29 protein-coding genes are annotated in these 25360 nt (G+C 39.6%); 2 read left to right on the top strand and 27 right to left on the bottom strand.

The window, feature by feature from the left end; genetic code table 11:
* Positions 1–13 precede the first annotated feature (13 nt).
* The 27 genes from fliE to BFU02S_RS03970 form a co-directional block, all read right to left on the bottom strand.
* Positions 14–313, bottom strand: coding sequence for a flagellar hook-basal body complex protein FliE (gene fliE / locus BFU02S_RS04100; protein WP_066366977.1), 300 nt, complete (start codon positions 311–313; stop codon positions 14–16).
* 11 nt (positions 314–324) lie between these two features.
* Positions 325–774, bottom strand: a complete 450-nt coding sequence (flgC, locus tag BFU02S_RS04095) for a flagellar basal body rod protein FlgC (RefSeq protein WP_066366972.1) — start codon at positions 772–774, stop codon at positions 325–327.
* A gap of 5 nt (positions 775–779) precedes the next feature.
* Complete coding sequence (gene flgB, locus BFU02S_RS04090; protein ID WP_066366971.1) at positions 780–1172, bottom strand: flagellar basal body rod protein FlgB; 393 nt, start codon at positions 1170–1172, stop codon at positions 780–782.
* Positions 1173–1293: 121 nt separating this feature from the next.
* A complete protein-coding gene (locus BFU02S_RS04085; RefSeq protein ID WP_066366970.1) occupies positions 1294–2076 on the bottom strand; it encodes a glucosaminidase domain-containing protein in 783 nt (260 codons plus the stop codon).
* Between the two features lie 35 nt (positions 2077–2111).
* Entirely contained in the window at positions 2112–2426 is a 315-nt protein-coding gene (locus BFU02S_RS04080; protein WP_066366969.1) for a hypothetical protein, read from the bottom strand.
* Positions 2427–2829: 403 nt separating this feature from the next.
* Positions 2830–3177, bottom strand: a complete 348-nt coding sequence (gene fliT, locus BFU02S_RS04075) for a flagellar protein FliT (RefSeq protein WP_066366968.1) — start codon at positions 3175–3177, stop codon at positions 2830–2832.
* Positions 3178–3182: 5 nt separating this feature from the next.
* Positions 3183–3560: a flagellar export chaperone FliS gene (gene fliS / locus BFU02S_RS04070; RefSeq protein WP_066366966.1), complete on the bottom strand. Its 378-nt coding sequence runs from the start codon at positions 3558–3560 to the stop codon at positions 3183–3185.
* A 68-nt stretch (positions 3561–3628) separates the two neighbouring features.
* On the bottom strand, positions 3629–4528 hold the full coding sequence (locus BFU02S_RS04065) for a hypothetical protein (protein ID WP_066366964.1): 900 nt from the start codon (positions 4526–4528) through the stop codon (positions 3629–3631).
* Between the two features lie 184 nt (positions 4529–4712).
* A complete protein-coding gene (locus tag BFU02S_RS04060) occupies positions 4713–5351 on the bottom strand; it encodes a flagellar brake protein (RefSeq protein ID WP_169797570.1) in 639 nt (212 codons plus the stop codon).
* A gap of 114 nt (positions 5352–5465) precedes the next feature.
* A complete protein-coding gene (gene flgL, locus BFU02S_RS04055) occupies positions 5466–6341 on the bottom strand; it encodes a flagellar hook-associated protein FlgL (protein WP_066366961.1) in 876 nt (291 codons plus the stop codon).
* A 28-nt stretch (positions 6342–6369) separates the two neighbouring features.
* Positions 6370–7800 (bottom strand): flagellar hook-associated protein FlgK, encoded by a 1431-nt coding sequence (flgK, locus tag BFU02S_RS04050; protein ID WP_066366959.1) that lies wholly within the window; start codon positions 7798–7800, stop codon positions 6370–6372.
* Between the two features lie 17 nt (positions 7801–7817).
* Positions 7818–8303, bottom strand: coding sequence for a flagellar protein FlgN (locus BFU02S_RS04045; protein WP_066366957.1), 486 nt, complete (start codon positions 8301–8303; stop codon positions 7818–7820).
* Positions 8304–8317: 14 nt separating this feature from the next.
* Positions 8318–8581 (bottom strand): flagellar biosynthesis anti-sigma factor FlgM, encoded by a 264-nt coding sequence (gene flgM / locus BFU02S_RS04040; RefSeq protein ID WP_084360979.1) that lies wholly within the window; start codon positions 8579–8581, stop codon positions 8318–8320.
* A 138-nt stretch (positions 8582–8719) separates the two neighbouring features.
* Positions 8720–9067 carry a flagellar protein FlaG gene (gene flaG / locus BFU02S_RS04035; protein ID WP_066366955.1) on the bottom strand — a complete coding sequence of 116 codons (348 nt, stop codon included), beginning with the start codon at positions 9065–9067 and terminating at the stop codon, positions 8720–8722.
* Between the two features lie 119 nt (positions 9068–9186).
* The gene (gene fliD / locus BFU02S_RS04030; protein ID WP_066366952.1) at positions 9187–10761 is read right to left on the bottom strand and encodes a flagellar filament capping protein FliD; all 1575 of its coding nucleotides are present in this window, start codon (positions 10759–10761) and stop codon (positions 9187–9189) included.
* A gap of 213 nt (positions 10762–10974) precedes the next feature.
* Positions 10975–12222, bottom strand: a complete 1248-nt coding sequence (locus BFU02S_RS04025) for a flagellin N-terminal helical domain-containing protein (protein WP_066366950.1) — start codon at positions 12220–12222, stop codon at positions 10975–10977.
* Positions 12223–12318: 96 nt separating this feature from the next.
* Positions 12319–12636 (bottom strand): carbon storage regulator, encoded by a 318-nt coding sequence (locus BFU02S_RS17130; protein WP_066366948.1) that lies wholly within the window; start codon positions 12634–12636, stop codon positions 12319–12321.
* 228 nt (positions 12637–12864) lie between these two features.
* Entirely contained in the window at positions 12865–13716 is an 852-nt protein-coding gene (locus tag BFU02S_RS04015) for a flagellar hook-basal body protein (protein WP_066366945.1), read from the bottom strand.
* Positions 13717–13728: 12 nt separating this feature from the next.
* Positions 13729–14601, bottom strand: a complete 873-nt coding sequence (locus tag BFU02S_RS04010; protein WP_066366942.1) for a flagellar hook-basal body protein — start codon at positions 14599–14601, stop codon at positions 13729–13731.
* On the bottom strand, positions 14598–14996 hold the full coding sequence (locus tag BFU02S_RS04005) for a DUF6115 domain-containing protein (RefSeq protein ID WP_066366940.1): 399 nt from the start codon (positions 14994–14996) through the stop codon (positions 14598–14600). Before BFU02S_RS04005 ends, BFU02S_RS04010 begins: the two co-directional genes overlap by 4 nt.
* A gap of 9 nt (positions 14997–15005) precedes the next feature.
* On the bottom strand, positions 15006–15446 hold the full coding sequence (locus tag BFU02S_RS04000; protein ID WP_066366938.1) for a flagellar basal body-associated FliL family protein: 441 nt from the start codon (positions 15444–15446) through the stop codon (positions 15006–15008).
* A gap of 25 nt (positions 15447–15471) precedes the next feature.
* Positions 15472–15915, bottom strand: a complete 444-nt coding sequence (locus tag BFU02S_RS03995) for a YaaR family protein (RefSeq protein WP_066366936.1) — start codon at positions 15913–15915, stop codon at positions 15472–15474.
* Positions 15916–16060: 145 nt separating this feature from the next.
* Positions 16061–18211: a HAMP domain-containing methyl-accepting chemotaxis protein gene (locus BFU02S_RS03990; protein WP_066366931.1), complete on the bottom strand. Its 2151-nt coding sequence runs from the start codon at positions 18209–18211 to the stop codon at positions 16061–16063.
* Positions 18212–18261: 50 nt separating this feature from the next.
* Positions 18262–20454 (bottom strand): methyl-accepting chemotaxis protein, encoded by a 2193-nt coding sequence (locus tag BFU02S_RS03985; RefSeq protein WP_066366929.1) that lies wholly within the window; start codon positions 20452–20454, stop codon positions 18262–18264.
* A gap of 21 nt (positions 20455–20475) precedes the next feature.
* Complete coding sequence (locus tag BFU02S_RS03980) at positions 20476–20955, bottom strand: chemotaxis protein CheW (RefSeq protein WP_066366928.1); 480 nt, start codon at positions 20953–20955, stop codon at positions 20476–20478.
* A gap of 29 nt (positions 20956–20984) precedes the next feature.
* Positions 20985–21410, bottom strand: coding sequence for a chemotaxis protein CheW (locus tag BFU02S_RS03975; RefSeq protein ID WP_066366927.1), 426 nt, complete (start codon positions 21408–21410; stop codon positions 20985–20987).
* An 18-nt stretch (positions 21411–21428) separates the two neighbouring features.
* Positions 21429–23420: a chemotaxis protein CheA gene (locus tag BFU02S_RS03970; protein ID WP_066366925.1), complete on the bottom strand. Its 1992-nt coding sequence runs from the start codon at positions 23418–23420 to the stop codon at positions 21429–21431.
* A 275-nt stretch (positions 23421–23695) separates the two neighbouring features.
* Between BFU02S_RS03970 and motA the strand changes: the two genes are divergently transcribed.
* On the top strand, positions 23696–24505 hold the full coding sequence (motA, locus tag BFU02S_RS03965) for a flagellar motor stator protein MotA (RefSeq protein WP_066366922.1): 810 nt from the start codon (positions 23696–23698) through the stop codon (positions 24503–24505).
* Complete coding sequence (locus tag BFU02S_RS03960; RefSeq protein WP_066366921.1) at positions 24498–25277, top strand: OmpA family protein; 780 nt, start codon at positions 24498–24500, stop codon at positions 25275–25277. The genes motA and BFU02S_RS03960 overlap by 8 nt, the downstream gene beginning before the upstream one ends.
* Positions 25278–25360 lie beyond the last annotated feature (83 nt).

Here is a 25360-nt window from a genome sequence, read left to right as displayed (position 1 = left end):
GCCACGCTTTCTATCAAATCTGCATCCGCATGATATCTTGATATGCTTCAACTGCTTTATCTCTCATGGTGACCGTGAGTTCCAAAGCTAACTTTGCTTTTTCTGACGCAATCATCACATCATGAAGATTATCTACTTCTCCAGCTGCCAATTTCGTTGTTAAGTCATCTGCCTGCTTAACGGTACTATCCACATTTTGCAAATAACCTTGCAAAACATTTGCAAACGAAGTATTGGAGTTACTAGTTTGGACTTTTTGAAATGGATTTTGATTGATTTTGATAGTTCCATTACCTATTCCAGCAATATTCATCTAATTTCCTCCTAACGACCTATTTCTAATGCTTTTACCATCATCGATTTTCCTGTATTAAAAGCAGTAACATTTGCTTCATATGATCTGGAAGCAGCTAATAAATCGACCATTTCCTTCGATATATCGACATTTGGCATAGACACATATCCGCTAGCATCCGCATCGGGATTTGTCGGATCATATACTTTATTGAATGGGGTTGGATCATCAACGATTCCCGTCACTCTTACTCCTTGCAAAGCAGACTGGGACTGATTTTCGAAATGTCCTTGCAAAATTTGATCAAATGAATTCCCTCTTGGCTCCATAACCACCATTTTACGGCGGTATGGCTCCCATTTCCCGTTCACATATGTTCCGCGGGTTGTTTGGGCATTGGCAATATTGGAGGAGGCAACATCCATCCTTAGTCGCTGGGCTGTTAAAGCTGATGCACTAATATTTAATGAATCAAACATCTTCTTTAACTCCTTCCTGTGATGGCGATCGATAATTGCTGAAACTGACTATTTAACTGTTCAATTAATGCATAATACCAAAGAGCATTTTTCCCCATTTGGGTCATCTCTTGGTCAACATCCACATTGTTCCCGTTATTTTGCATGACGGTATCATTGTTGGCAACAATTTGGGCCGACGGGATCGCAGGTGGGCTGCCAATCGGAATATGACGGGGATCTGTTTGTTTCCCAGTGAAATTTGACTGTCCAGCGAGCTTTTGTCTCAAAATGTCTTCAAAAACAACTTGCTTCGCTTTATATCCCGGCGTTTCCGCATTCGCCAAATTATTGGAGATGACTTGTTGACGCAAACTTGAAGCATCTAATGCCAATTGCAAGAGATTAATAGTGTTCATCTTGCTGATCCCTCCATCGTATTTCTTTTACGTGTTTGATTGGTTCAAAATACATCAAATTTGTTGACATACTATTAAACTATACTATAAATAGGACTGATGTATCTACCATTTTTAAATTTTATACTCTCAATTGATGATAGTACTTTGTGACTCCTGTTACCCAATCATGATTGAGACCTGTCGGATCATTGTCAGCACCAATTGGAGCATACTTGGCACCAATTTTCGCGATGCTTGTTAATCCCTTTTGCAAATAGTTCTTGCTAATATTACGAGCCATATCCATAATGCTGGCTTCTACTGATGAATAGGATTTTAACCCATTTGCTCCCATCATGCCGGCTACATTATTCTTTTCATAGGCCGTATGTGATTTACCATTACCCGTTTCATGCTGAGAAATAGCAGCAAGAAGAGCCGGATCGACATTATAAAGCTTTCCTGCCTGAATGAAGACCTGCCCCATTCCTTCGAGTTTCCCATCTAGTACTTGATTCAATTCTTTCGGACTGATCGAACGAAAATGAAGATCTTGACTACCATTGATGGGCATATCATTCAATGTATCGGAAGCAGCAATGCTTGGCGGTGAAGTGTCGCTGACTTGTTCAGACGGGGTAGGAACTGCAGAAATACTGTCCAAATCCGAATTGTCTATCATGAAACCAATATTGGCGAGCATAGAGCCAAGCCCTGTATTTGCGCCAAACAAATTTTCTGAAATAGGTGTGTATGTATGGAATGAAGATTGGCTGGATGCCGCATTTTCTGTTTCAAGCAGCAGTTGATTTAATATGGATGCAAATAGGCTGCCTGTCTGAGATGTGCTTGCTGTTTGCAGATTCCGGTTTAACGTATGAATTTGTCCTGTTTTGATGAAGGAATCGTCAATAATTTTCATCAAACATGCCCCTTTCTCCACTTCAATTTTGAATGCTAAATCGTTCCTTTCAACATCCCACTTAAATCACCCAAATCATCATCAGGAAGCATGGAAATATATTTGAGCTGACCATCTTTTATTTTCGCTTCTACTAAAATAATGCTGTCAGGATCCGTTTCTTTCTTCAACGCAAGAATTTGTTTATCCTTATAAACGACATTTTTCAACATATAATAGGTGTCATTTGCAGGTGTCTTCACCGTTATTTTCATCGGTTTTTGGAAGAAGGGTTTCCTTTGTTTATATGCCAGGAAATCGTAAACATTACCAATTATAGTTTCTTTTGGCTTCCATTTTTGTCGGGCCATATCGATCTTCCTCTCTGCTATATGAATAATTTTAGGTTACTAGCCTAATTGGATCAGCATAAAATTAAAGCCCTCATAGAAGTAAGAAATCGGATTTACTGCCATCCAGCTTTTTGAAAAGAAGTCTTAAGGAAAATTGTGAATTTCATTTAGTTTCCCCTTTTCTGAATTCTTAGATAGTAAAATATGCCATATAAATAATGGCATCTCTATAAGTATTACATAATTCAACATTTTTTTGCAATAACACACATGAAAATTTAAATTTTGATAATTTTCTACAAACCTATTTACAAACTTTACTGAAACATTATAATTATATTACTTACATTTCAAGAAACTCTAGTCATAAAAAAAAGCGTGGTCTCACAATCGGTTAGCGGACACACGCATTCAGATTTGATTATTTTTTTCGATCGATAAAAGCCCCGTTTAGTTGTTTCATGTAAGGCCGATACTTCGAAACTTGTTTTGATTTCCTTATTAGATTTAAAACCGAATAGGTTTCGTTTAGCTGCTCTTCTATTGTTGGTGTTAAATTTTGATCAATGCGCAAGATTTTTTCTAGGATTTTTCTCTCTTCTGGAGAATATTGATGGTTAGGATTGCTTAAACGATATTCATCCACTTGATCCATTAATTCTTGACGCGAGTTAATGAACCGATCAAATTCTGTAATATTTCCTTCTTTTATCGCCATTTCCATTGAAAGGGTCACTTGATGGATGGTTTCTAACAATTGAACGATCATGTTGGTTAACCCTTCGTGCTTAGCTTCATGGCAGCTGCCCATGTTTCTGATAGCTCTTTCGCAAATCCTTCTACTTCTTCTAATATTTCCACATTCTTTTTCATATTGGCTTCAATTAGGCGACGTTTCATATAATCATATAGCGGAAACAAGGAATCGGCCACGTCATAATCTTTGTTTAAAGTCGCCATTAATTCAGTCAAAATATCTTGTGCTTTTATATTATAATGATGGGATTCTGGCAATTTCTTGTTTTGTATGGATATTTTCGCCAAGCGAATAAATTTAACCAATCCCTGATATAACATATATGTTAATTCTTCAGGTTTTGATGTAGTAACTGCTTGTTTTTGATAGGTTTGATACGGATTTCCAAAAGCCATGCATGATTCTCCTTTTAGCCGGTTTTATAGATATTATCGGGTAAAAGATATAAAAGTTAAGCGCATTTTTAACTGCCAATTTTGAGAACCAATCCAAATCCATCAATAATATAGTTAAGTCTTTGATTATAGGCTTTCAAGTTTTGAATTTTTGCTGCATCTCCCAACTGATTAAATGCCATGATTTCCTTCGCCAATTGGGCAACCTCTGACTGCAGTTCATCATTGCGCTTTTTCTCCAGCAGTAATTGTTGTTCTTTCTTTGCTAGTTTTTCTTGCAGGGCCTCTTTCTCCTGATGAACTTTCGATTTCATGCTCTCCATTTCCTGAAGCGCATCTTGATTTTGTAATGCCATGTTGGTCAGTTGATATAAACTTCTTAACAATTCATTCAGGTTCATTCCTGGGAGCTTCTCAACATTTGCTATTAATCCCGACAAGATATCTAATAAATCTTCTTCTTGTGACGGCTCTTCTGAGGCCTTTTCTGGTAAACTCAAGGAATCCTCCATTACTTCAGCAGACAAAACAGGAAGGTCCGTTTGACTGATAGTTGTAAATTGAAGATCATTTTGATGATGGCTTGTCTTATTTTTAGACTTCATCAGTGCGTAATATTTATAATTGACGGACTGATAACCGCGATCTAAAAGCTTAGCCACTTCATCCAAGATTTCTGTAATGTTGGCACCCCATTCTTCTTGCCGTTCGGTAATATATTGAAACATGAACTCAATTTCGACTTTGGTCCATTTGCGGTTTATTTTTTTCGTATGATCACCCGGCTGGTTTTCACGATTTTGATTTTGCATTTTCATCATCATCAATTGATTAAAATACGATACCAAGGATCCAGCTCTTAGTTGATACTTCGTTTCTAGCTCATGAATAAAAGCTTCATCTGCCAATTCTACTTGTTGATTCATCATCGCTTCTTTCATGTCAAAGAGTGCAGATTTCAAACCCATACGATTCCTCCTGGTTTACTAATATATACAGTTTATCCGAATGGCACTAATTTTAAAATATATGTTTGATCAAGGTTTATCCATTATACTCATTCGATTCGTAGTTTTTATTTATGGGTATATCAAAATAATTTTATATAAGACTTGTAAAAAATCCTCTTTTGCAAAAGAGGATTTGATTGCTTTATCTTCGCAGCCCCCGTTCTTTCATTCTTAGCTGCCGTTGCTTTTCAAAACAAAATTGGACGATTTTCTTCTGATCTTGCGGATCCAGCCGAATAAATTTCACCGCTACATTCTGTCGATCCAGCTCTTTTATCAAATGGATACGGGTAATCTCTCCTTTAAATGAAAGGGGTGAGGCTTCGTTATTTGTAACATTTGGAACAAAGATGGTCCCAGATACTTCCTCTCTTTCTACTAGTGGCAAATCCATATGACAAGAACATAACAACCCGCCAGCACTAATATTAAGCGTTCTTACTTCTCTTTCTTGTAAAATAAGACGCAAATTGGCATTGACGCGAAAATTTTCTCTTTGCTGGATTTTTGCAATTTGTGTTTCAAGCGGTTTCTTTAACCTAAGCAAAGGAATCGTTTCTATTTTCCTTCCGATGATTTCAGAAGTAAATGTATATTTGCTCTCATTTGCCGTATAGCTGACCTGAAGGATCGTTCCATTTTGCAGCAGACCATTTATAGTATGATCCATCGGGAAACTAATGAATAATTCCTCATCTCCTATTTCGGCAACCATAGACTTCCATAACAGGTCCTGGTTGAATAATTGAATGGTAATATTCTGATTGATCTTCGGATACAAAATTCTTGCCCCTTCCCACATTTGTTTTCTACCCTAATTATAGTAAAAAATAACTATTTTTGATTAAAAAAATTCAAAAAAAAAAAACTGCGCTATAAATAGGCAGTTCATCGATTAACGCAAAAAGTCGACGAGGCTCGGCTGGATGATTTTCGCCCCGACCTGTAAGGCAGCAGTATAGACACTTTGTTGTTCGGCAAATTCGGTATAGGCTTTGGCAATATCCACATTCACTTCATTTGACATTAAATTGTCAGTGGATTGCTCGAGACCGTCTAACCGGGAGCTACTTAAATCCATTCGATTCATTCGGGCTCCCAAATCCGAACGAAGGGTGAGAACATTATCAATTTGATCATCAATATTTTTCAATTGATCCGCAGGATTGTTACCGGCTTTAATTGATGAAGCGATGGTTTCAAGCAGGTTAAACAAACCTCCGTCATATTGGAACACATCCACACCGCTTACATTTATTTGAACAGATGTCCCTTTTCCGACTTGGTAATTGATGGGCTGCTGATTCGTATTGGTAAATTCTTTCTTGGATGTGTCATATGGCGGTGTTTTCGTATCTGTTCCTGCAAAAACATATCTTCCACCAATTTCAGAATTAGCCACTTCGCCGAGATGTTCCTTCAGTTGCGAAATTTCTGAACCTATGGCATTTAAGTCATTTGGGTTATTCGTACTATTTCCGGCTTGGACGGTCAATTCACGAACCCGCTGCAGCACCTGTGTCACTTGATCTAGGGCATCATCAGTGGTTTGCATCCAGCTCGTTCCGTCACTAACATTTCGTTTATATTGATCGATTTCATTTAAGGATGTTTGATAATACATAGCCCTTACAGTCGAAACCGGATTATCGGAAGGTTTATTAATTTTCTTCCCACTAGAAAGCTGTTCCTGGATTTGCTCCAGCTTCTGGTAGTTTGTTTGCAAATTGGAGAGCAGTGTTTGACTCATAATGTTTTGGGTAATCCTCATCAAAAGCACCTCCTTAGACTAACTTTTATTAACGGGTTGCTCCCATTCCATTAATCACTTTATCGAGCACCTCATCCATGGTCGTAACGATTCGTGCTGCAGCATTATAGGCTTGTTGAAAGCGGATCATATTCGTCATTTCTTCGTCCATTGACACTCCGGAAATAGACTGCCTTCGGTTATCCACTTGATTTAGCAAGGTTTGGGTGTTTTCCTGCATCCGCTGTGCCTGCTGTGAATCGACTCCCAACTGGCCAATGATATTTTGATAAAAATCACCGGCGGTTGTACTGGAATTATTGATTGTTAATATCGTGGATTTAATATCTGCAATCGCTTGCGCATTGCTTCCATCTCCAACCGAGGCTTTTGTAGCAGCTGCTATTTTATTGAGTGATTGCATGATGGCCGGGTTAACAACCCAGTTTCCATTATCCTTTGTGAAAAAATCCAATTGATCTGTTTGTGTAACAGGCGGGGTTTTCGTCTGATTGGCGATATCATCCATCGTAAGCCCCGATTTATGTAATTCATTTACTTTTGCAACAAAAGCATTCTCCAGCTGGTTCATTTCATCTTGAATCCCGGGAATGATCTTCGTTACGGCCTCGATCCTTCCAAGCAGTTCACCGGATTGGAGACCGATCGGGTTATTACCGATCGAAACTTGGATGATATTATTATTTGATGTATAACTCATCGAATTGGACGCCTGACCTTGAACCAAAGCCTGTCCGCTGACAAACACATCAACCATACCATTGCCTCCGCTTGATGGCTTGACATCGACATTTACCAATTTGGATAATTGGTCAATCAGGACATCCCGTTTGTCATACAAATCATTTGGTTCATAGTTATTTGGCACGAGCCGGGCAATTTGATCATTTAGATCACTAATTTGTTTGGCAATGGAATTGATATTGTTTACATCTACAGAAATGACATTGTTTATGTCTGATGTCATTTGGTTCAATGAATCATTTGCATATTGAAAAGCTTCTGTTAAAGCTACACCGCGCTGCCGAACGACCGCTCGGGCTGCCGAACTATCGGGACTCTTAGAAAGTTCTTCCCAACCTTGCCAAAACTGATCCATGGCATTGGCAATGCCGGTATCTGACGGTTCTTTGAATAGTTCTTCAATTTTCGTATAGGTATCTGACTTTGCTTCATAATAGCCTAAATCTTTGTTTTGCCCGCGATATTGTACATCCAAATAATCTTCTCTTAATCTTGAAATTTTATTGACTTCCACGCCTGTTCCCAGCTGTGCCGGTCCGGCTGCTGCATTCATTCCCGGGTAAGGAATAGCCGGGGTTGCCTGCATTTCAGCACGCTGGCGGGTGTAACCATTTGTATTCGCATTTGCAATATTATGTCCTGTCGTATTTAAGGCAGCCTGCTGGGCGTATAGAGCTCTTTTCCCCAGCTCCAGCCCCATAAAGGTAGAACTCATTCTCTTTCCTCCGTCCTTTAAATTTTCGCATCCAAAAGTTTGGCAGAATGGGCAGGCTGTTTCATCCCATACCCAACTGATGGTTCTTTCGGCATGAAAATATTGATCGAATACTGGATATAGGATAGCGACATCTTAATGAGTTCCTGATTATTTTGATTGATATATTTTAGTTTCTCAACGACATTCTTGAGTCGTATGGTCATTGTCGAAAGAAGCTGCTTGTCCTCAGAATCATCAAGCATATGCAGAACTTGATCCATGGTGATGGAATCCAGGATAAATCCTTTTTGTGCCAAGAATCCCTTTACAGCCTGTTTCCGCTCGTCTTCAAGTTGACTGATGAGTTCCGTACATTTCGTTTCTTTGCTCGTGATCATTTGCAATTCTGCGGTTTTTCCTTCCACAAGAATCGTCCTTTTTTGGTACGCCAAGTCCAGCAGCTGCTCATGTACACCCACCATAGCTATCAATGTTTGTTTCAACTTTATAATCGGTTCCATAATCATACACCTGTTTACTTCTGCCAAAACTCGATCATTTTATCCGCAACCTTCTGACTATCGATCTTATACGTGCCAGCAGAAATTTGCTGTTTCAATTGTTCAATCCGTTTCTGCCGGTCAGCTTGATCTGATTTCATCGCTTGATAGATTTCCTTGCCGTTAGCCGAAATGTCTACCACATCTCCGCCGGATGCGGTATTCGGATTCGTTTTGTGACGATTTATTTGATGTTGATAAGGATTGATACCGTACTTTATATCGTTAATTCGCATCATCGTTTCCGAACTCCTTTGAACACTTTTTTAATAGTATCGGTCAATGCAAAAATAAGTTTAACTATTGAATGAAAAACAGCGGAAACCTTCCGCTGTAAATTCATTATACTCTATTTGAATGCTTGAAAAAAATGAGATTTACACTTTTTTATCGACAAGCAGTCCGAGATAGTCCTTCATGGCAGCATAAATATCCAGAAGCTTCTTTGGCGGAATTTCTTTCACTACCTGATTGGTATTTTCATCAACGATCTCCACATAGTACTCTTTTAGTTTATCATGAAACTTGAATACTAACTGGGTATTCGAAGCATTTAGAAAGTCATTCATACTTTTCGTGACTTTTTCAACCTGCTCCTTTGATAATTTTTTCTCTAGCTGGTCTTGCTGGTCAGGTGATGGATCTTTAAGCTTTTGTACACCTTCTACTTGATTTACTTTCAAATCAGGGATTTGATTATTCACATTAGATACTTTATCGATCATAAACTTCAGCCCTTCTTTGATTTGGTTTTTATTGTATCATCGGAGAAACGAAGAAATTGTTTAATTCAGAAATCAAATGCCACAGCTATAAAAACTGTGGCAAGAAGTGCGTCTTTGGCTTAATGATTGGAAGACATTTGCGCAAGCAGCCAGTTGCTTTGAGATGTATATTTCTGCATCGCCTGTTCCATAACGGAAAATTGTTTGTAGTATTGATTTTCTTTTTGATTGAGTTGATCAGTAAGCGTCGTGATGGAGGTGCTAATATTACTCAGCAATTTTCCAATCGTACTTTGATCATATTGCGAACTCCCCACCATTCCGGCTTTATCCGTTAAGCTTTTGATCGCTTGCTGGAAATCATCACTTAATGTATTGAGTAGTCCGTTTGTCCCATTTGATGTACTCCCCATTTGATTAAATAATTTCTGTACACCATCCGGGTCTGCTTGAATGGCTGCTCTTAGCTTCGTCTCATCTACATAAAGTTTCCCCTTGTCCATATAACTCTTCGACTCTATGCCGATAGATGCAAGTGAATTGTACGTACTACCATTATTTACGGTAGAAACCATATGATTTCTCATGTTATTGATTAATGTATTCAGAATACTGTCGCCATGCAATAACCCGCTTTTTGCTTTTGTTTCCCACTGCTGTATTTGCGTATCCGTCATCTGGCTCCGCTGATCATCGGTCAACGGCTGGTAATCCTTATATACCGGTTCACTTACCGCTTTATTTAACTTATCCAACATATCATTATATTTATTAATAAAATCTTCAATATTTTTCACTTCGGCATCGATATTTTTCGACACACTGACACTCGTCGTTGTTAAATTGCCGTTTGCATCCAGCGTTTTGCTTTTAAATGTCCAGTTAATGCCCATAATGGTCGCATTGTTTGAGGCAAGCGAAACATCGGTGCCATTAAACTGAATAGCCGCATTTTGACCCTGAGCAATATTATTCGTTGAAGTAACGCCAAGATAGGTACTTAAAAATGTTTGACTTGCCTGATCTGTATTGGCACTTAAGTCAATTTTAACATTTTGTCCAGTACTTTTTGTCTGAATAATAAATTTTTGCAAGTTTTGATCATAAATCGCCTGCAGCCCCAAGCTTTTACCTGAAGCATCTACCGCACTATTAATCTTGCTGATAACGTCTCCAATTTTATCTGTCGTATTAATGGTGATCGGCAGCACAGCTGTTTGGCCTGCTGTTGGATTGTTAGGGTCGTTATACACTGTCATCGTAATCGACACGTTGTTTTGCAATTGAAACGCACCTTGTGCTGCATCACCAAGCGTCTTCGTTGGATCAACCGTCACATTATTTCCTGTGAATCTCGCCGAATCCGCCAGTTGTTTTACTTGAATAGTATAAGTTCCGGCAATGGCTCCACCGCCTGCATTTCCTGTAACTGCATTCGGCTGCCCTGACGTCACATCAAACGTATTAAACGTTGAAGACATCTTTGCATTTAATAATGTTGTCATTTTAAAGGTATTTAAATCCGTATTCCATTGCCGGTACGCATCACTAAGCCACAATTCCTTTTGCTGCTTCTGTTTTAACTGATTAAGCGGAACTTGCTCCGCGGTCATTAATTTTTTTACTATTGAATCCGTATCTAAACCACTTGCAAGACCTGTTATTCTGGTGATGGAAGATGGGTCGATGGACATGAAATTTTCCTCCGATCTATCAATTTCTATCATGATTTTGAAAAAGAATAAACATATTCGTTTAATGTATATTTTATCGGAAGTTATGAAAAATAGTTAAGCTGAAATGGAAAAACAAGCTTGAGGGAGATTTGTTCGTTATCTTGTATTATGCTAACCTTCTAAAAAATTTAAAAGAGACTCCAGCAGAGCTAGAATCTCTTTCAAAGTTAATTAACCGCGTAATAATTGAAGAACCTGTTGCGGCTGCTGGTTTGCTTGAGCTAGCATTGCTTGAGCAGCTTGAGCAAGTACGCTGGCTTTAGATTGGTTCATCATTTCTTTTGCCATATCTACATCAGCAATACGGGATTGTGCGTCAGAGATGTTTTGGCTAGATGTATTTAAGTTGTTAATCGTATGATCTAAACGGTTTTCGAATGCACCAATCTTAGCACGTTCAGCAGAAACTTTTTGAATTGCAGTATCAATAACTTTAATTGCTGAATTGGCTTGTGATTGTGTAGAAACTTGTAAACCACTTACTCCCAGAGCTTGGGCACGCATGTCATTTATATCGACAGTCAACGTTTGCCCACCATTTGCACCAATTAACAGTGTTGCAGAGCCATCAGTTCTTTTATCTGCAGCAGCAGTTGTTTCGGCAAAAGAAGAAAGTGCATTTGTTGCAGCTGTTCGCGTAACACCGTTAGAGTCTTTAACTGTAATTGTTACACCTTCAACTGCACCAGCTGTTCCAGCTGTTCCAGCCGTAAGAACTAAATGACCGCTAGCATCCGCTGTTAATGCTGCATCTGAACCAAATAATGCTCCAATATCGGAAACTTTAGTTGTACCAGCTGTGGCAGTTAAACTAGCAGTCTTCGCTGTACCATTGACTGTATAATTAATGGTAATTGTATCACCTGTACTAATGCCTAAGCTATTACCATTTGCATCTTTTAATGCATCTACGAAATCGCCAGTTGTTACTGAACCACTTCCTCCTTGAAGAGCGGCACTTGTATTTACATTTGCAACAGCAGCATTTACTGCTTTACCCATTGAACCATCTAATAAATTTTTAGTATTAAATTGTGTTGTATTACCAATACGATCTATTTCAGTTTCAAGCTGAGACATTTCAGATTGAATGTTTTGACGATCTTGATCTGTATTCGTATCGTTTGAAGCTTGGACAGCCAGCTCACGCATACGTTGAAGGATATCATGAGTTTCGTTTAGTCCGCCTTCAGCTGTTTGAAGTAATGATTGACCATCTTGTGCGTTACGTGCAGCTTGGTCTAATCCGCGGATTTGACCTTTCATCTTTTCTGAGATTGCAAGACCTGCCGCATCATCAGCAGCTGTGTTGATGCGAAGACCTGAAGATAATTTTGCCATTGATTTTGCTTGAGCTGCACTGTTAATGTTCAATTGACGAAGTGCATTGGATGCCATTGAGTTATGATTGATAATCATAAGTTATTTCCTCCTACATTATGATTTATTGTTTAAAATCTATTAAAAAGCCATTGGCTCTTTAAGCAAAGTTTGTTACTCATTTCTTTGTTTTGATCAAAGTTTTGTTTCTTTTCTTTGATAAATTTCTTCCCGATAGACCGAAATTTCTTTTGGTGCATCGATAGCAAGGCGAATTAGCCCTGATTCTGTTTGGAGGATGCTGACTTGAATGGAACTGCCAATTTGTATAGTATCACCAATGATCCGAGTCTTTTTTCTCAAATTCATCGGCGTTTGTTTGACTCTCGTAATCGAGATGTCCTTTGGTGCATCGATCACCAAATGCAGTTTTGCATTCTTTTGCTCGACAGTTACTTTCATTTCATCATTAATGATGACGTATTGACCAATTTCCCTGCCAATGATCAGCATTCATTTTCCTCCAAGGTCACTTATGCATGTCGATAATTTTTCAATGATTAACTACTAAGGTAATCACTGGTATTATGAATTATCGGCAGCGGGAAAATTTAGTTTAATCGTTTTTTTATTTTTCATGGTTCAACTTTCATATTCTTTTTATCGTCAGCATTCTCCATTGGTTTAGTATTTTTCAGCAAAAAAAATAGAGACGCACCGTTTCGTCTCTATCCATTCTTCCTATTTTAATATACTGTTGGCAATTCCCATCATTTGATCAGCGTAAGAAACGGCTCTGGCGTTCATTTGATAGCTCCTTTGCGAGGTCATCAAATCTGCCATTTCCTGTGTTAAATCAACATTGGAACCTTCCAAATATCCGGATGAAATTTGCACTTCTCCCGGCGCCATATAGCGCACAAAACTTGCGGCATTTGTTCCCGCAGGCAGTACAGTTGTGTCGATTGCAAATTCATTCCCGCCTATGTTTGTTAAAATATTCGGGTTTTGAATATCCACAAGGCCGATTCGCTGTGCTGAAAGAAACGCGCCGCCTTGGCCGTTTTTATTTTTCAACAAAATTTGACCATTTGGTTGTATTTGAACGTCATATTTTCCATCTAATTGAATCGGAGCGCCGTTTTGATCCAGCAAATAACCACCGTTTGCGTTTACTAGATAATAGCTCCCTGCCTGATTCAGATTAGGACTTAAGTGAAAGCTTCCGTCACGAGTATAGTGGATTTCGCGAACACCGTTTTGAGCTGGAACACTTACTTGAAAAAAGCCGTTTCCATTGATCATCAAATCGAATGGATTATCGGTTTCTTTTGCCTCACCTTGTGTCATATCAAGTTGGGTCAGGCCGGCGCGAGAGCCATAGCCTACCCGGAGTCCATTCGGAGTCAGCCTTCCCACCTCTTGATTAGCTTGTGTCTGGTTGTTAATTTGATTGGCTAACAGTTCTGAGAAACTTTGGTCACGCCGTTTAAAGCCTGTCGTATCGACATTTGCCACATTGTTTGCGCTCGTATCAATTTTTTGCTGGAATGCCTGCAAAGCACCTGATGAAATGTATAATGAAGTATTCAAGATTCATTCCCCTTATTCATTGATTTTCCCGACAGTATTCAACTGCTGGAGCGACTGGTCATATGCACTGATGACTTTTTGATTCGCTTCATAGCCGCGTACGGTCATCATCATATCCGACATCGTCTGAGCCGGATTGACATTGGACTGCTCGATATATCCCTGTTTAAGTGAAACACCCGGATTGGTTTGCCCTCTGTCCTGTATAAAAGGAACGACAGTTTTTGATTGATAAACATTGGCTCCCATCCGCGTAAGTTGAAGTGGATTTTGCACGACGGCGATCCCGATCTTTCCTGCAATTCTGGATCTCGCAGGATCATTTGCATTGACGATCACCTGACCGTCTGAAGTAATCCTGAGACGATCTTTACTGATACTGTCCGTTATTTTGATCGGTTGGTGGTTAACACCAAGCACACGGTACCCGTCAGCCGTCACGAGATTGCCACCTGCATCCAAGTCAAATTTCCCGTCTCTTGTGTAGCCGATTGACCCATTTGGAAGCTGAACAGCAAAGAAGGCAGCTGGCTTTACTTGGCGGCCGCCAACTGTCTGTGCCGGGATATTTTGGTCATCAATCGCAAGATCTAGCGGCTGGTCTGTTTCTACTACCGGCCCCTGTGAAAAATTAGGGACACGCTCTTGGGCATATACCCCTGTTGTCAGCTCGCCAATTGGAACGCGCGAGCTAGCTGCAGGAGCATGTCCCGCTTCTTGAAAATCTTGTATTCGCTGGAGGAATAGTTTCGGAAAGGCTCTTAGTTGTGTGTCATCCTGCTTATATCCAGGTGTCTGGACATTAGCGAGATTATCTGCCAGTGTTTCCTGCTTCCTCTCCAAGGAAAACATGCCGGAAGCAGCAGAATATAATCCTCTAATCATCGTAATGCTCCTTTCTTAAGTCGGAGAATGAATTCTACCTCACCTAAACCTTTGTTCAGTTTTGCAGCGATTTGTTCCGCTGATAATCCTTGTTCTTCAAGTTGAAAAATTTCCCTGTAGCGCTCCTTCAATAATAATTCCTGCTGAACATTCCCTTTAATAGAAGATTGGATCGACTGTACTTCCGTCCGCAATTGTTCGGCCTCTTGCTGAATGGACTGATGAAGATGGTCGATTGCCATTGTCAACTCTGCCATTTCACGGGTCAGCAGTTTTTGGGTTTCAAGTATTTTTCGATGATCCGGTGATGTTTTGGACGAAAAGTTTTTCACCATCAAAAAAATCATTCCAAGAAAGTTTAAAACGAGAAGTGATATCGTAAGAATGGTCAGCATTTTCGTCTCCTACAATTGAATTAATTTGTCGACCAAATAAACACGAGTGATATAGTTGCCGCCTAATGCTTTGTTCAGGTCCTTTTTAACATTATTTTCAATCAAGGTAAATCCATTTGGCCCGACCGCATCTTCTTTTTTGATTTGATTGATCGTTTGAATGACAGTATCTTGTATTCGGAATTCAAGCTTTTTGATTTCTTCCGCATCTTTTGGCGATGTGGTGATCAGCTTAAATTTTGTTTTGATATATCCGCCGTCGGCAAAATTGGTTGTAATCGAATCCGTATCGACCGATTCATGAATGATCTCGTCAACCGATGGCTGTTTGTCCTTTGCTTTTACCAATTTTTCTCCTTGATGGACAAAGTGATACTGGGCAAAAAACCCTCCAGCACCAATGACCGTAATACCCGCCATGATGAGAAGCGATTTCACATACAATTTCATTCCTTTTTCCCCTTTAATTCGTTGATTATGTATAGAGGTTAATTAATAAACCTTTAATTTCTCCAATCCGATCGAGGATCGATAGACTGCTATGCTGTCCACGGATGACATGGTCTGTCAATTCTATTAATTTGCGGTCCAGCGTTCTGACCGTTTGCAATCTCTTGCTGCCTTCATACGGATCCCATGTTTCCGTTTGGTAAACACCGATTCCCTTGTTCGTAACTTCACGCATAAACTGTTTCACTAAATCTTTATATTTGTGCAGTTCGCTGAATGTCGGGCTTTTACTAAGGGCTTGTCCTTGCTGGTCAATGTCTTCAAGTAATTGTTGAAGACGATCTTCTGTAAGATCTTTGGTATAAGAGCTGATCATTTTTTGAAAAGCCGCTCGAGTGTCGGTCATTTTCTCGGTTGTAGATTTCTTCACATCGTTCAGATTTACTATTGGAATATCCTGGATTTTCAAATAGGATCACCTCCTCTTGTTGACCAAACAATTTCTATATAATCAAAAACAATCAATATCATGTAGTTATTATACATTAAATAAAAATAGGATAATAGTTAAAAAACGCCTCCATAACTGGATAGAGGCGTTTTCTTTGAAACCATTATTTTAAATGTTTGATTTGTTCGTTAACGTTCGTGATGGCATAAAGGACTTCATCTGCTTCTTTCGTTTGCGTTTCAGTGCTTGATTTCAATGTCTCTGTTTGGAAATGGACATTCCTTACTTCCTGTGCAATTTCTTCGCCATATTTCGCCTGATCATTCACGGCGATGGTCATTTGCTGCACCATTTCTTTGATAGCGTTAATATTGCGGACGATTTCTTCTGCTGTTAATGCCTGTTCCTTCGTTGCATTGGTAACGGCTCCCGCTTGATTCGTCACATTTGCGGCAGCTGCCATGATGGAACGGCTGCCCTGAGCCTGTTCAGAAGTTGCGATCATAATTTCTTCTACCTTCTCTTTGATCGACATAATCCCTTTTACGATTTCTTCTGCTGTAATGGATTGTTCTTTCGTTGAATGCGTCATTTCGGTTGCTTGCTTAGCAACACTCTCAACCGTTTGCGCAAAAGTTTCACTGTTCTTCGATTGAACTTCTGCCGCGATGGCAATTTCGTTCATTTCCTCTGTTACTTTAGAAATACCTTGTGAAATTTTTTGAATAGCTTTGTTTGTTTGATCTGCCAATTGGTTGCCGATTTTTACTTTATCGGCCCCTGTCTTGATCGATGTTACGGCAGCAGCTGTTTCTTCCTGGATTCCTTTGATCAGGCCAGCAATTTCTTTTGTTGCCTCTGCAGAACGTTCCGCCAATTTACGAACTTCGTCCGCAACAACGGCAAATCCTTTACCATGTTCACCTGCATGAGCCGCTTCAATCGCGGCATTCAGCGCCAATAAATTAGTTTGATTGGCGATGTCATCAATGACACCAATAATCGTGCCAATTTCTTGCGAGCTATGACCAAGTCTTACCATCACTTCACTAGCTTGCTCAATCACCTGTGATATTTCCCTCATTCCATTCAGTGTTTCATTTAATGAATTTGTTCCTTCGAGTGCATCTTGTTTAACGGAATTGCTCAAACCATTTACTGTTTGTACACTGTTGGAAATTTTCTTGATCGATTGAACCATTTCCTCAACTGTTTTGGAGGACTGTTCCGCTTTCTCGGTTAATCCAACTGCACTTTCATTAACACCGATAATCGATTTGCTCATTTCTTCAATCGCAGCAGAGATTTGTTCCACACTGGCCCCGACATTATCGGTATTGCCTGAGACTTGCTCCATGGAAACAAGCATTTGCTGAATGGCGGAAGAAGTTTCTTCAGCAGAATGCGAGAGAACATTCGCACTATCTGCCACTAGACGAATCGAAGCACTCATCTCCTCAATAGCGGCAGAGATTTCATCTACACCTGAAGAGGTTTCTTTCGTATTCCCGGCAACTTGTTGAATGGAAGCTACTAAATCATTAACGGAATCTCTTGCTTTCGTCATCGATGCATCTAAACTGGTGGCGCTTGCAGCTGTTTGATCAATGGTATTTTTAATTTCTTGGACAGATTTCACCGTCGTTTGAGCGTTTTGTATGACTCCTAAGGCAGAGCGCCGGATCAGTCTTGCCATATAAAACGAAATAATTAGACCAAACAAGCATGCGATAACGGTCACTGCAACGATATCAGTAAGAAATTTGATGCGATCTTGCTCTCCAGAATTTACTAGACTTTGCGAATTTTGATCTACCTCTTTCACAAGGGCATCCAAATTTGCTATGGCTTTATTTCTAATCGGTTCCAATTCGATCCCTATGGACATGACCGCTTTGGGATCAATGGTCGTTTTCAAAATATTTGCGTTTAATTTTGTAAAGTAATCATTAAAGCTTGTGCTGAAATTGTTTAATAATTGATGATCGTTCTTCGATTTTGGCAAACTGTTAAACTCATTTATGTCTTTCTTAATTTCTGCAACTTCTTCATTCATCGCTTGCTCTAATCCGCTTTTATCATCCGGATTGGACGAATAAACATACTTGGTTGCATTCAGACGAATCAAGGTAAATGTTTCTTTCAGATTTACGACTAATGCCGTTTTATGATTTTGGACTTTCCCAAGGTATTGCATTTGCTCACTTAAGCGATTGATATTGTTGTACGAAACAAATGTTACGGACAAGAATAATAGAATCATGACGATATTGCTACCCCATTGTTTCACACTCATTGGCACTTTACGGGTCATATTTACACTCCTTCTAACAGATGAATCTTTACACCTAGGCTAGTTGCAACTTATTTTAATTTTTTAATTTGGTTATTAACATTCGTGATCGCTTGTACGACCTCTTCCACTTCTTTTGATTGGATCTCAATGCTGGCATTCATTTCTTCGGTTTGCTTCATCACATTTTCAACCTCCAGTGCGATGACATGGCCGAATTTGGCCTGATCATTTGTTGCAACGGTAATCTGCTGAACCATTTCTTTGATCTTGTTAATATTTCGTACAATTTCTTCGGCTGTGAGTGCCTGTTCTTTCGTCGCGTTGGTGACAGCATTGGATTGATTGGTCACATTCTCAACTGCTGCGACAACGGCAGTACTTCCTTGTGCTTGTTCAGCCGTCGCAATCGAGATATGCTGGATTTGATCTTTAATATTCAAAATGCTCTTCACAATTTCCTCTGCTGTCAATATTTGTTCTTTTGCAGAATACATCATTTCGGCTGCCTGTTTGCTCACCGTTTCAACGGCATGGGCAAAGTATTCACTATTTTTTGTTTGATCTTCCGTCGCTTTGGCAATTTGATTCATTTCCTCTGTTACTTGCGTAATACCATTTGAAATTTTCTCGATGGCCTGGTTAGTTTTTTCTGCCAATTGATTGCCCTCTTCTACCTTGATGGCCCCTTCTTTGATCGACTTAACAGCTGCAGCCGTTTCATTTTGAATTTCTTTGATCCGCATGGCAATATCTTTTGTGGCTTTTGCAGAGCGTTCTGCAAGCTTTCGCACTTCTTCAGCCACCACAGCAAAGCCTTTTCCATGTTCCCCTGCCCGTGCTGCTTCAATTGCCGCATTCAGTGCCAGTAAATTGGTTTGATCGGCAATATCATCAATCACTTCGGTAATGCTGCCAATTTCCTGCGAACTTTTCCCCAAATCTTCCATTACGTTGCTTGCTTGATCGAAAACATGAGAAATGGCTTTCATACCATTTAATGTTGCGTGTAATGAATTCATTCCTTCTTGGGCATCACTTTTGACAGAATTGCTCAGCTGATTCACCGTTTGGGCACTGGCTGCGACCTGCTTAATAGAGGCTACCATTTCCTCAACGGTTGCGGAAGTCTGGCCGGCTTTATCTGTTAAACTGTCGGCGCATGCGCTGACACCTTGAATCGATTTGCTCATTTCTTCAATGGCTGCAGAAATTTCATCCACACTCTCACTGGCGGTCCCAACTCGGATCGCTACTTGCTCAATGGAAGACATCATTTGCCCAATGGCAGAAGAAGATTCCTCTGCTGAAGTGGCCAAATTCTCTGCGCTTTGTGCTACCAGGCTAATCGATGCACTCATTTCTTCTACAGCAGCAGAAATTTCGTCCACACCAGAAGAGGTAATATTCGTGTTTCCTGCAACTTGTTGAATAGAGGCAACCAGCTCATTCACGGAATTCTTTGCTTTATTCATAGACGCATCAAGTTCTTTGGAACCTGCAGCGGCTTGATCGATCGATCTTTTAATTTCAGTCACAGCATATGCTGTAATGTCTGCATTTTTAATAATTCCATTCGCTGAGCGTCTAATGATTCTTGTCATAAAGAAAGCAATGAAGATGGCAAACAAATCAGCTAGGATGGAAGTAATAATATTCATGTTTGTTGAATTGGTCGCATTGTTTTCTGCGTTTTTGATCATGGTTTCATTATTTTTATAAATATTATCAGATAATTTTGTAAGAGAATAATTGGCATTGGCACTTAGATTATCTAATTCTGATAATTCCAACATGATCAAATTATAATCATTGTTTCTCGAATCCGCGAACAAGGATGGAATGATCACCGTATAAGCATCAAAGTTTTTATTAAACTCTTTCATTTCTTTTTTGGCTTCTGCCGTTGTGAGCAGGCTGTCCAGTTTTTTCGTATTTTTACGGACGGAAGCAATTTCATCATTTACTGATTTCTCTATTAAATTCTTCTGATCTGCATCATGATTATAGGCATGCCTTGTCGTATCCATTCCTATCTTATCCATTGATGCTTGCAAATTACCGATCAATTCGATTTTTGGCACTTGTGTATTGCCGATTTGATCAATGTCTTTGCGTAACAGTTGGATACTGTTTAAGGATATAGCGGAAACATAGGTGAGGAATATTAGAATAATGATAAAGCTTCCCCATAATTTAGCCCCCATTGTGATGAATTGTGACTTCTTTTTTACTGTGCTGATTAATTTCAACGCTTTGGCCAATTGTAACATCCTCTCTTCGATTTATAGTTCATTTATTATGTCTTTCAACTCATCCAAGTTTGTTAGATCTTCCAGTAGTTTTTCTATATCTAATAGAATAATCAAACGGTCTGGTAATTTTGATATTCCTTGTAAATATGAAATCGTTTTCGTTTCATAAACTCTTGGGTACTGAATGGTTTCCGGGAATATGTCTACCACATCGGTTGCCGCATCTACGACAAGGCCGATTTCTTGATCATGTACTTGAACGATGATCATCCTCGTCCCATCAGCATCAGCTTGAGCCTTTCCGGTCAATGCTGCCCGTAAATCGACAACAGGGATGACGACATCCCGAATGGTGGTAACTCCCAGCACATACAGTGGCCGGTTAGGATAAGAAGTGATTTGCTGCATCCTTTCAATGGAAACTACCTGGTTGATATGTACGCCATACTCTTCATTGCCAATTTTAAAAATAAGTGCTTTATAGTCTTCAACAATGGTTTCGTCGATCATATGATTCCCTCTTTTTCCACCGATTTTGTCTAGGTAATTTCAGGCTTCATCAATTCCTCTAACTTTAAGAGAATGATCAATCGGCCTTCATACTTAGCGATGCTTGAAAAATATTCACGATTCAATACCGTGGAAGAAACAGTTTCCAACGCTTCTTGTGGTACATCTAGACAATCACTCGTCTTATCAACAATCCAGCCTAATTCGATTTCTTCTAATCTCGTCATAATGATTCTGGTTGATTCCGTAAATTGGGTTTCACCGAGATTTAATTTCTTGCTGAGATCGATAATCGGTGTGACATTCCCGCGCAGGTTCATCACACCTTTAACAAAGGCCGGGGCATTCGGAACTCTTGTGATTGGCTGGATCCGTTCGATCGATTGGACTTGGTTGATGTCAAATCCATACTCTTCATTGCCAATTTTAAACGCAACTATTTTCAACATATCCATGATTATGGCCCGTCCTTTCTATTGAATAAATTGATTGGAATCAATGATTAACGCTACTTCTCCGTTACCGAGGATCGTCGCGCCAGATATAGCATAGATGTTATTTAAATATCCTCCAAGTGATTTCAACACGACTTCCTGCTGGCCGAGAACAGAGTCGACCACAAGTCCTGCAGTTTGTTCTCCCCTTTTCACAATGACAATAAATAAGCCCTCACCGGCAAAATGGTTCTCCACTGACGGTACATGAAAGATTTCTTTTAAAAAGACTAATGGAACGACCTGTCCGCGGAATTGAATCACTTTTTGTCCATGGATGGTTGCAATTTGCTCCTTGGTAATTTTCGTAATTTCCACAATGGAGCTGAATGGAATGGCATAAGTTTCTTCCTCGACCTTCACCAGCATGGACAAAATAATCGATAGGGTGAGCGGCAACTGAATACGAAAAATGGAACCTTTACCAGGTGTAGATTGAATCATAATCGAGCCCCCTAAAGACTCAATTTTCGTTTTCACAACATCGAGACCGACACCTCGACCTGATATATCGGAAATGGTATCGGCAGTACTGAAACCGGAAGAAAAAATCAAGGAATATACTTGTTGATCGGTTAGTTTTTTCGCTTCTTCTTGTGATACAATACCGCGTTCCAGCCCTTTATGTAATACTTTATCCCGGTTTATTCCCTTTCCGTCATCCGCCACTTCTATAAACACATGATTTCCACTGGTGTATGCTTTCAATAAAACATTGCCTTCCTCCGGCTTACCTGCGGCAATTCTCTCCTCCGTCGTTTCAAGACCGTGGTCTAAAGCGTTCCTGAGCAGATGGACTAACGGATCACCAATTTCATCGATTACCGTACGGTCTAATTCTGTTTCCTCGCCCGCAACTGACAAATGTACTTTCTTATCCAGCTCTTTCGCCAAATCGCGCACCATTCTTGGAAAGCGGTTAAACACCTGTTCCACCGGAACCATCCGCATATTTAAAATCAGCCCCTGCAAATCAGTGGAGATGCGGGTCATATGTTCGACAGTCTCTGATAATTCCAGAATTTGTGAGCTGCGGGAAATCTGTTCCAGCCTTCCTCTGTCAATAATCAATTCACTGAAAAGATTCATCAGCTGATCTAGTTTATCAATATCCACACGGATTGATTTTGAACGGGGTTTCTTCTTTTCTCCACTTGAATTGTTGTTTGATTGGGTTGGGTTTCCCTCATCTCTAGCAGCCGATTTTCTATTCTTCTCTAATTCTTGTGTTGTTTTTTCTATCACAATTACTTCTTTCACTTCGGAAATATTTAATAACTGTTTTTGAATATCTTGGATCCCGCTCTCGCTCAATAGCAAGAGTGTAAAAGATTGCTCAAAGTTCTCTTCCTCAATTTGATCGACAGCCGGCTGCGTTTGAATGATCTCGCCAAATTCCTCCGCCGCTTGGAAAACCATATAGGCCCTTACCGATTTCATGATACATTTTTCATCCAGCGTGATCGTCATTTGATAAAGATGATTGCCTGTTTTTTTCGCTTCATCGATAACAGATAATTGATATTCATCAACCAACAATTTTTGTGTTGCTGCTGCTTCACGATTTATAGGATTAAGGTGACCAGCTCTCGATGGATCTTGAATAAGCTCAAGCTTCATCACGACTTCTGATACGTCCGCTTTCCCATCTCCGCCTTGTTCTATACTGTCCACCATCGTTTCGATTAAATCTACACATTGGAATATACAATCCATGATTTCAGAAGTGATCTTTAATTTGGCATTCCGCAGCATATCTAATACATTTTCCATCTGATGGGTCAATGAAGCTAAATCTTCAAAGCCCATTGAACCTGCCATCCCTTTCAGTGTATGAGCGGAACGGAATATTTCTTGAATAACCGTTAGATTTTCCGGTTCTGCCTCCAATTTCAAAAGCTCGTCGTTGATCGTCTGGAGATGCTCTTTTGATTCTTCGATAAACAGCTCCAAATAATGATTTAAATCCAATGAAGATTCCCCCTGCCAATCCAATATATGAAAACCAAATGCACGGTTATCTAATTTTCCCATTTTACCATAGATTTCTGAAAAACTTATAGATATGTATTTATTTTCGGAGATTTTGATGAATGGTTTAATGCAAAAAAACGACTATGATCAAAATATCTTGTTTTTTGATGAATATTTTCATTTCATCAAACATTTCGTTGTCAATAGTCTAAATATCCAATACAATAATACATATGCAAGTTTCATAGATGTTTAGTTAGGGAGGAATTGCCATGAAGGAACCTTCTTCGGTCATAGGGATTATTCTGGCCCTTTTGGCTGTTGGAGTTGGAATGGTTTTGAAAGGAGCCAGTTTAACTGCATTAATCAATCCAGCTGCCTTTTTAATTATTCTGGGAGGAACTGCGGCAACATTATTTGTCAGTTTTCCCATGTCAGAAATAAAAAAATTCCCAAAGTTAATCAAAATTATTTTCATCGGTGCTCCGAAACTCCCATCAAAAGCGGAAATCGTTGAGATGTTTTCGAGGTGGGCGATGCTTGCGCGAAAAGAAGGTTTACTAGGTCTTGAAAATGAGCTTGAGAATATTGAAGATCCTTTTTTAAGAGATGGATTAGAGCTCATCATTGATACGACTGATACAGAATTTACCCAAGATGTATTATTAGAGAAAATAAGCGCAATGCAAGAGCGCCACCGCAAAGGGGCTTTAATTTTTTCTCAGGCAGGTACATATGCTCCAACCCTCGGCGTTTTAGGAGCAGTCGTCGGACTGATCGCGGCATTAGGAAATTTATCCGATTATGCAAAATTAGGACACTCCATTGCAGCGGCATTTGTTGCCACCTTGCTCGGGATCTTTACAGGTTATGTCTTGTGGCATCCGATGAGCAACAAATTAAAATTAATTTCCAAAAAAGAAATTGAAATCCGGCAAATCATGGTTGAAGGGCTGTTAGCATTACAAGAGGGAATGAACTCCAGGCAGTTAGAACATAAATTAACCGTCTATTTGAGTCCTGCCGAACTAAAGGCGAAAAATAATCAAGCAGATCATCAACTGGAGGAATCCCATGGCTAGGAGAAAACGTCATAATCATCATGAGGAAGAGGAACATATTGATGAAACTTGGCTGATCCCTTATTCTGATTTGCTTACCCTTCTCCTTGCTTTATTTATTGTATTATTTTCAATGCGTGTGGAGGATAAAGCCAAAATGGATGCCCTGATGGAATCCCTTTACAAAGCTTTTAATACGGTTTCTGTTTTTGATACAAACAGTGGGGGACAAACGCCAAGCAGTTCATCCAATACGATGAACAAAGTATCACCACAACATAATCCAAACGGAAATCCGAAGCAACTGCCAAATGCAAACCAAAATACCGCCGTAAATGAAAACGAGCAAAAACTGCAGGAATTTATGAAAAAAATGCAGGCCTATATCGATCAAAATCAATTAAACGCGGAGATTCAATTAACCCAATTACAAGAAGGCATCCAAATTACGTTAAAGGATCGGATTATTTTTGATTCGGGCAGTGAGCAATTAAAACCGAATTTCCTTCCGATCCTTGATAATATTGCCAAGATGTTACAAACAATTGATAATCCTATTATCATTGAAGGACATACCGATAATCAGCCAATCCACTCGGCAAAGTTTCCTTCCAATTGGGAATTATCGGGTGCAAGGGCATTATCCGTTGTTCATTACCTGCAAACCAAGCAGATCAATCCGGCCCGGCTTCGCTACGTAGGATATGGTGAGTATAAGCCCGTTTATCCAAATGATACACCCGCACACAGAGAAGCCAACCGAAGGGTCAATATTATTGTACTTCGTAAATAACAGATAGAGTGTAATAAAACTGGGTAAAGAACCTCCTGAAGCGTTTCGTCTTCTGAGAGGTTCTTTTTAATAGAAAGGGGCTG

The sequence above is a fragment of the Neobacillus fumarioli NBRC 102428 genome (assembly GCF_001591485.1).
GTDB classification, from domain to species: domain Bacteria; phylum Bacillota; class Bacilli; order Bacillales; family Cytobacillaceae; genus Neobacillus; species Neobacillus fumarioli.
Note: the sequence above shows the minus strand (reverse complement) of the source record. Positions and strands in the feature narration are given on the sequence as shown.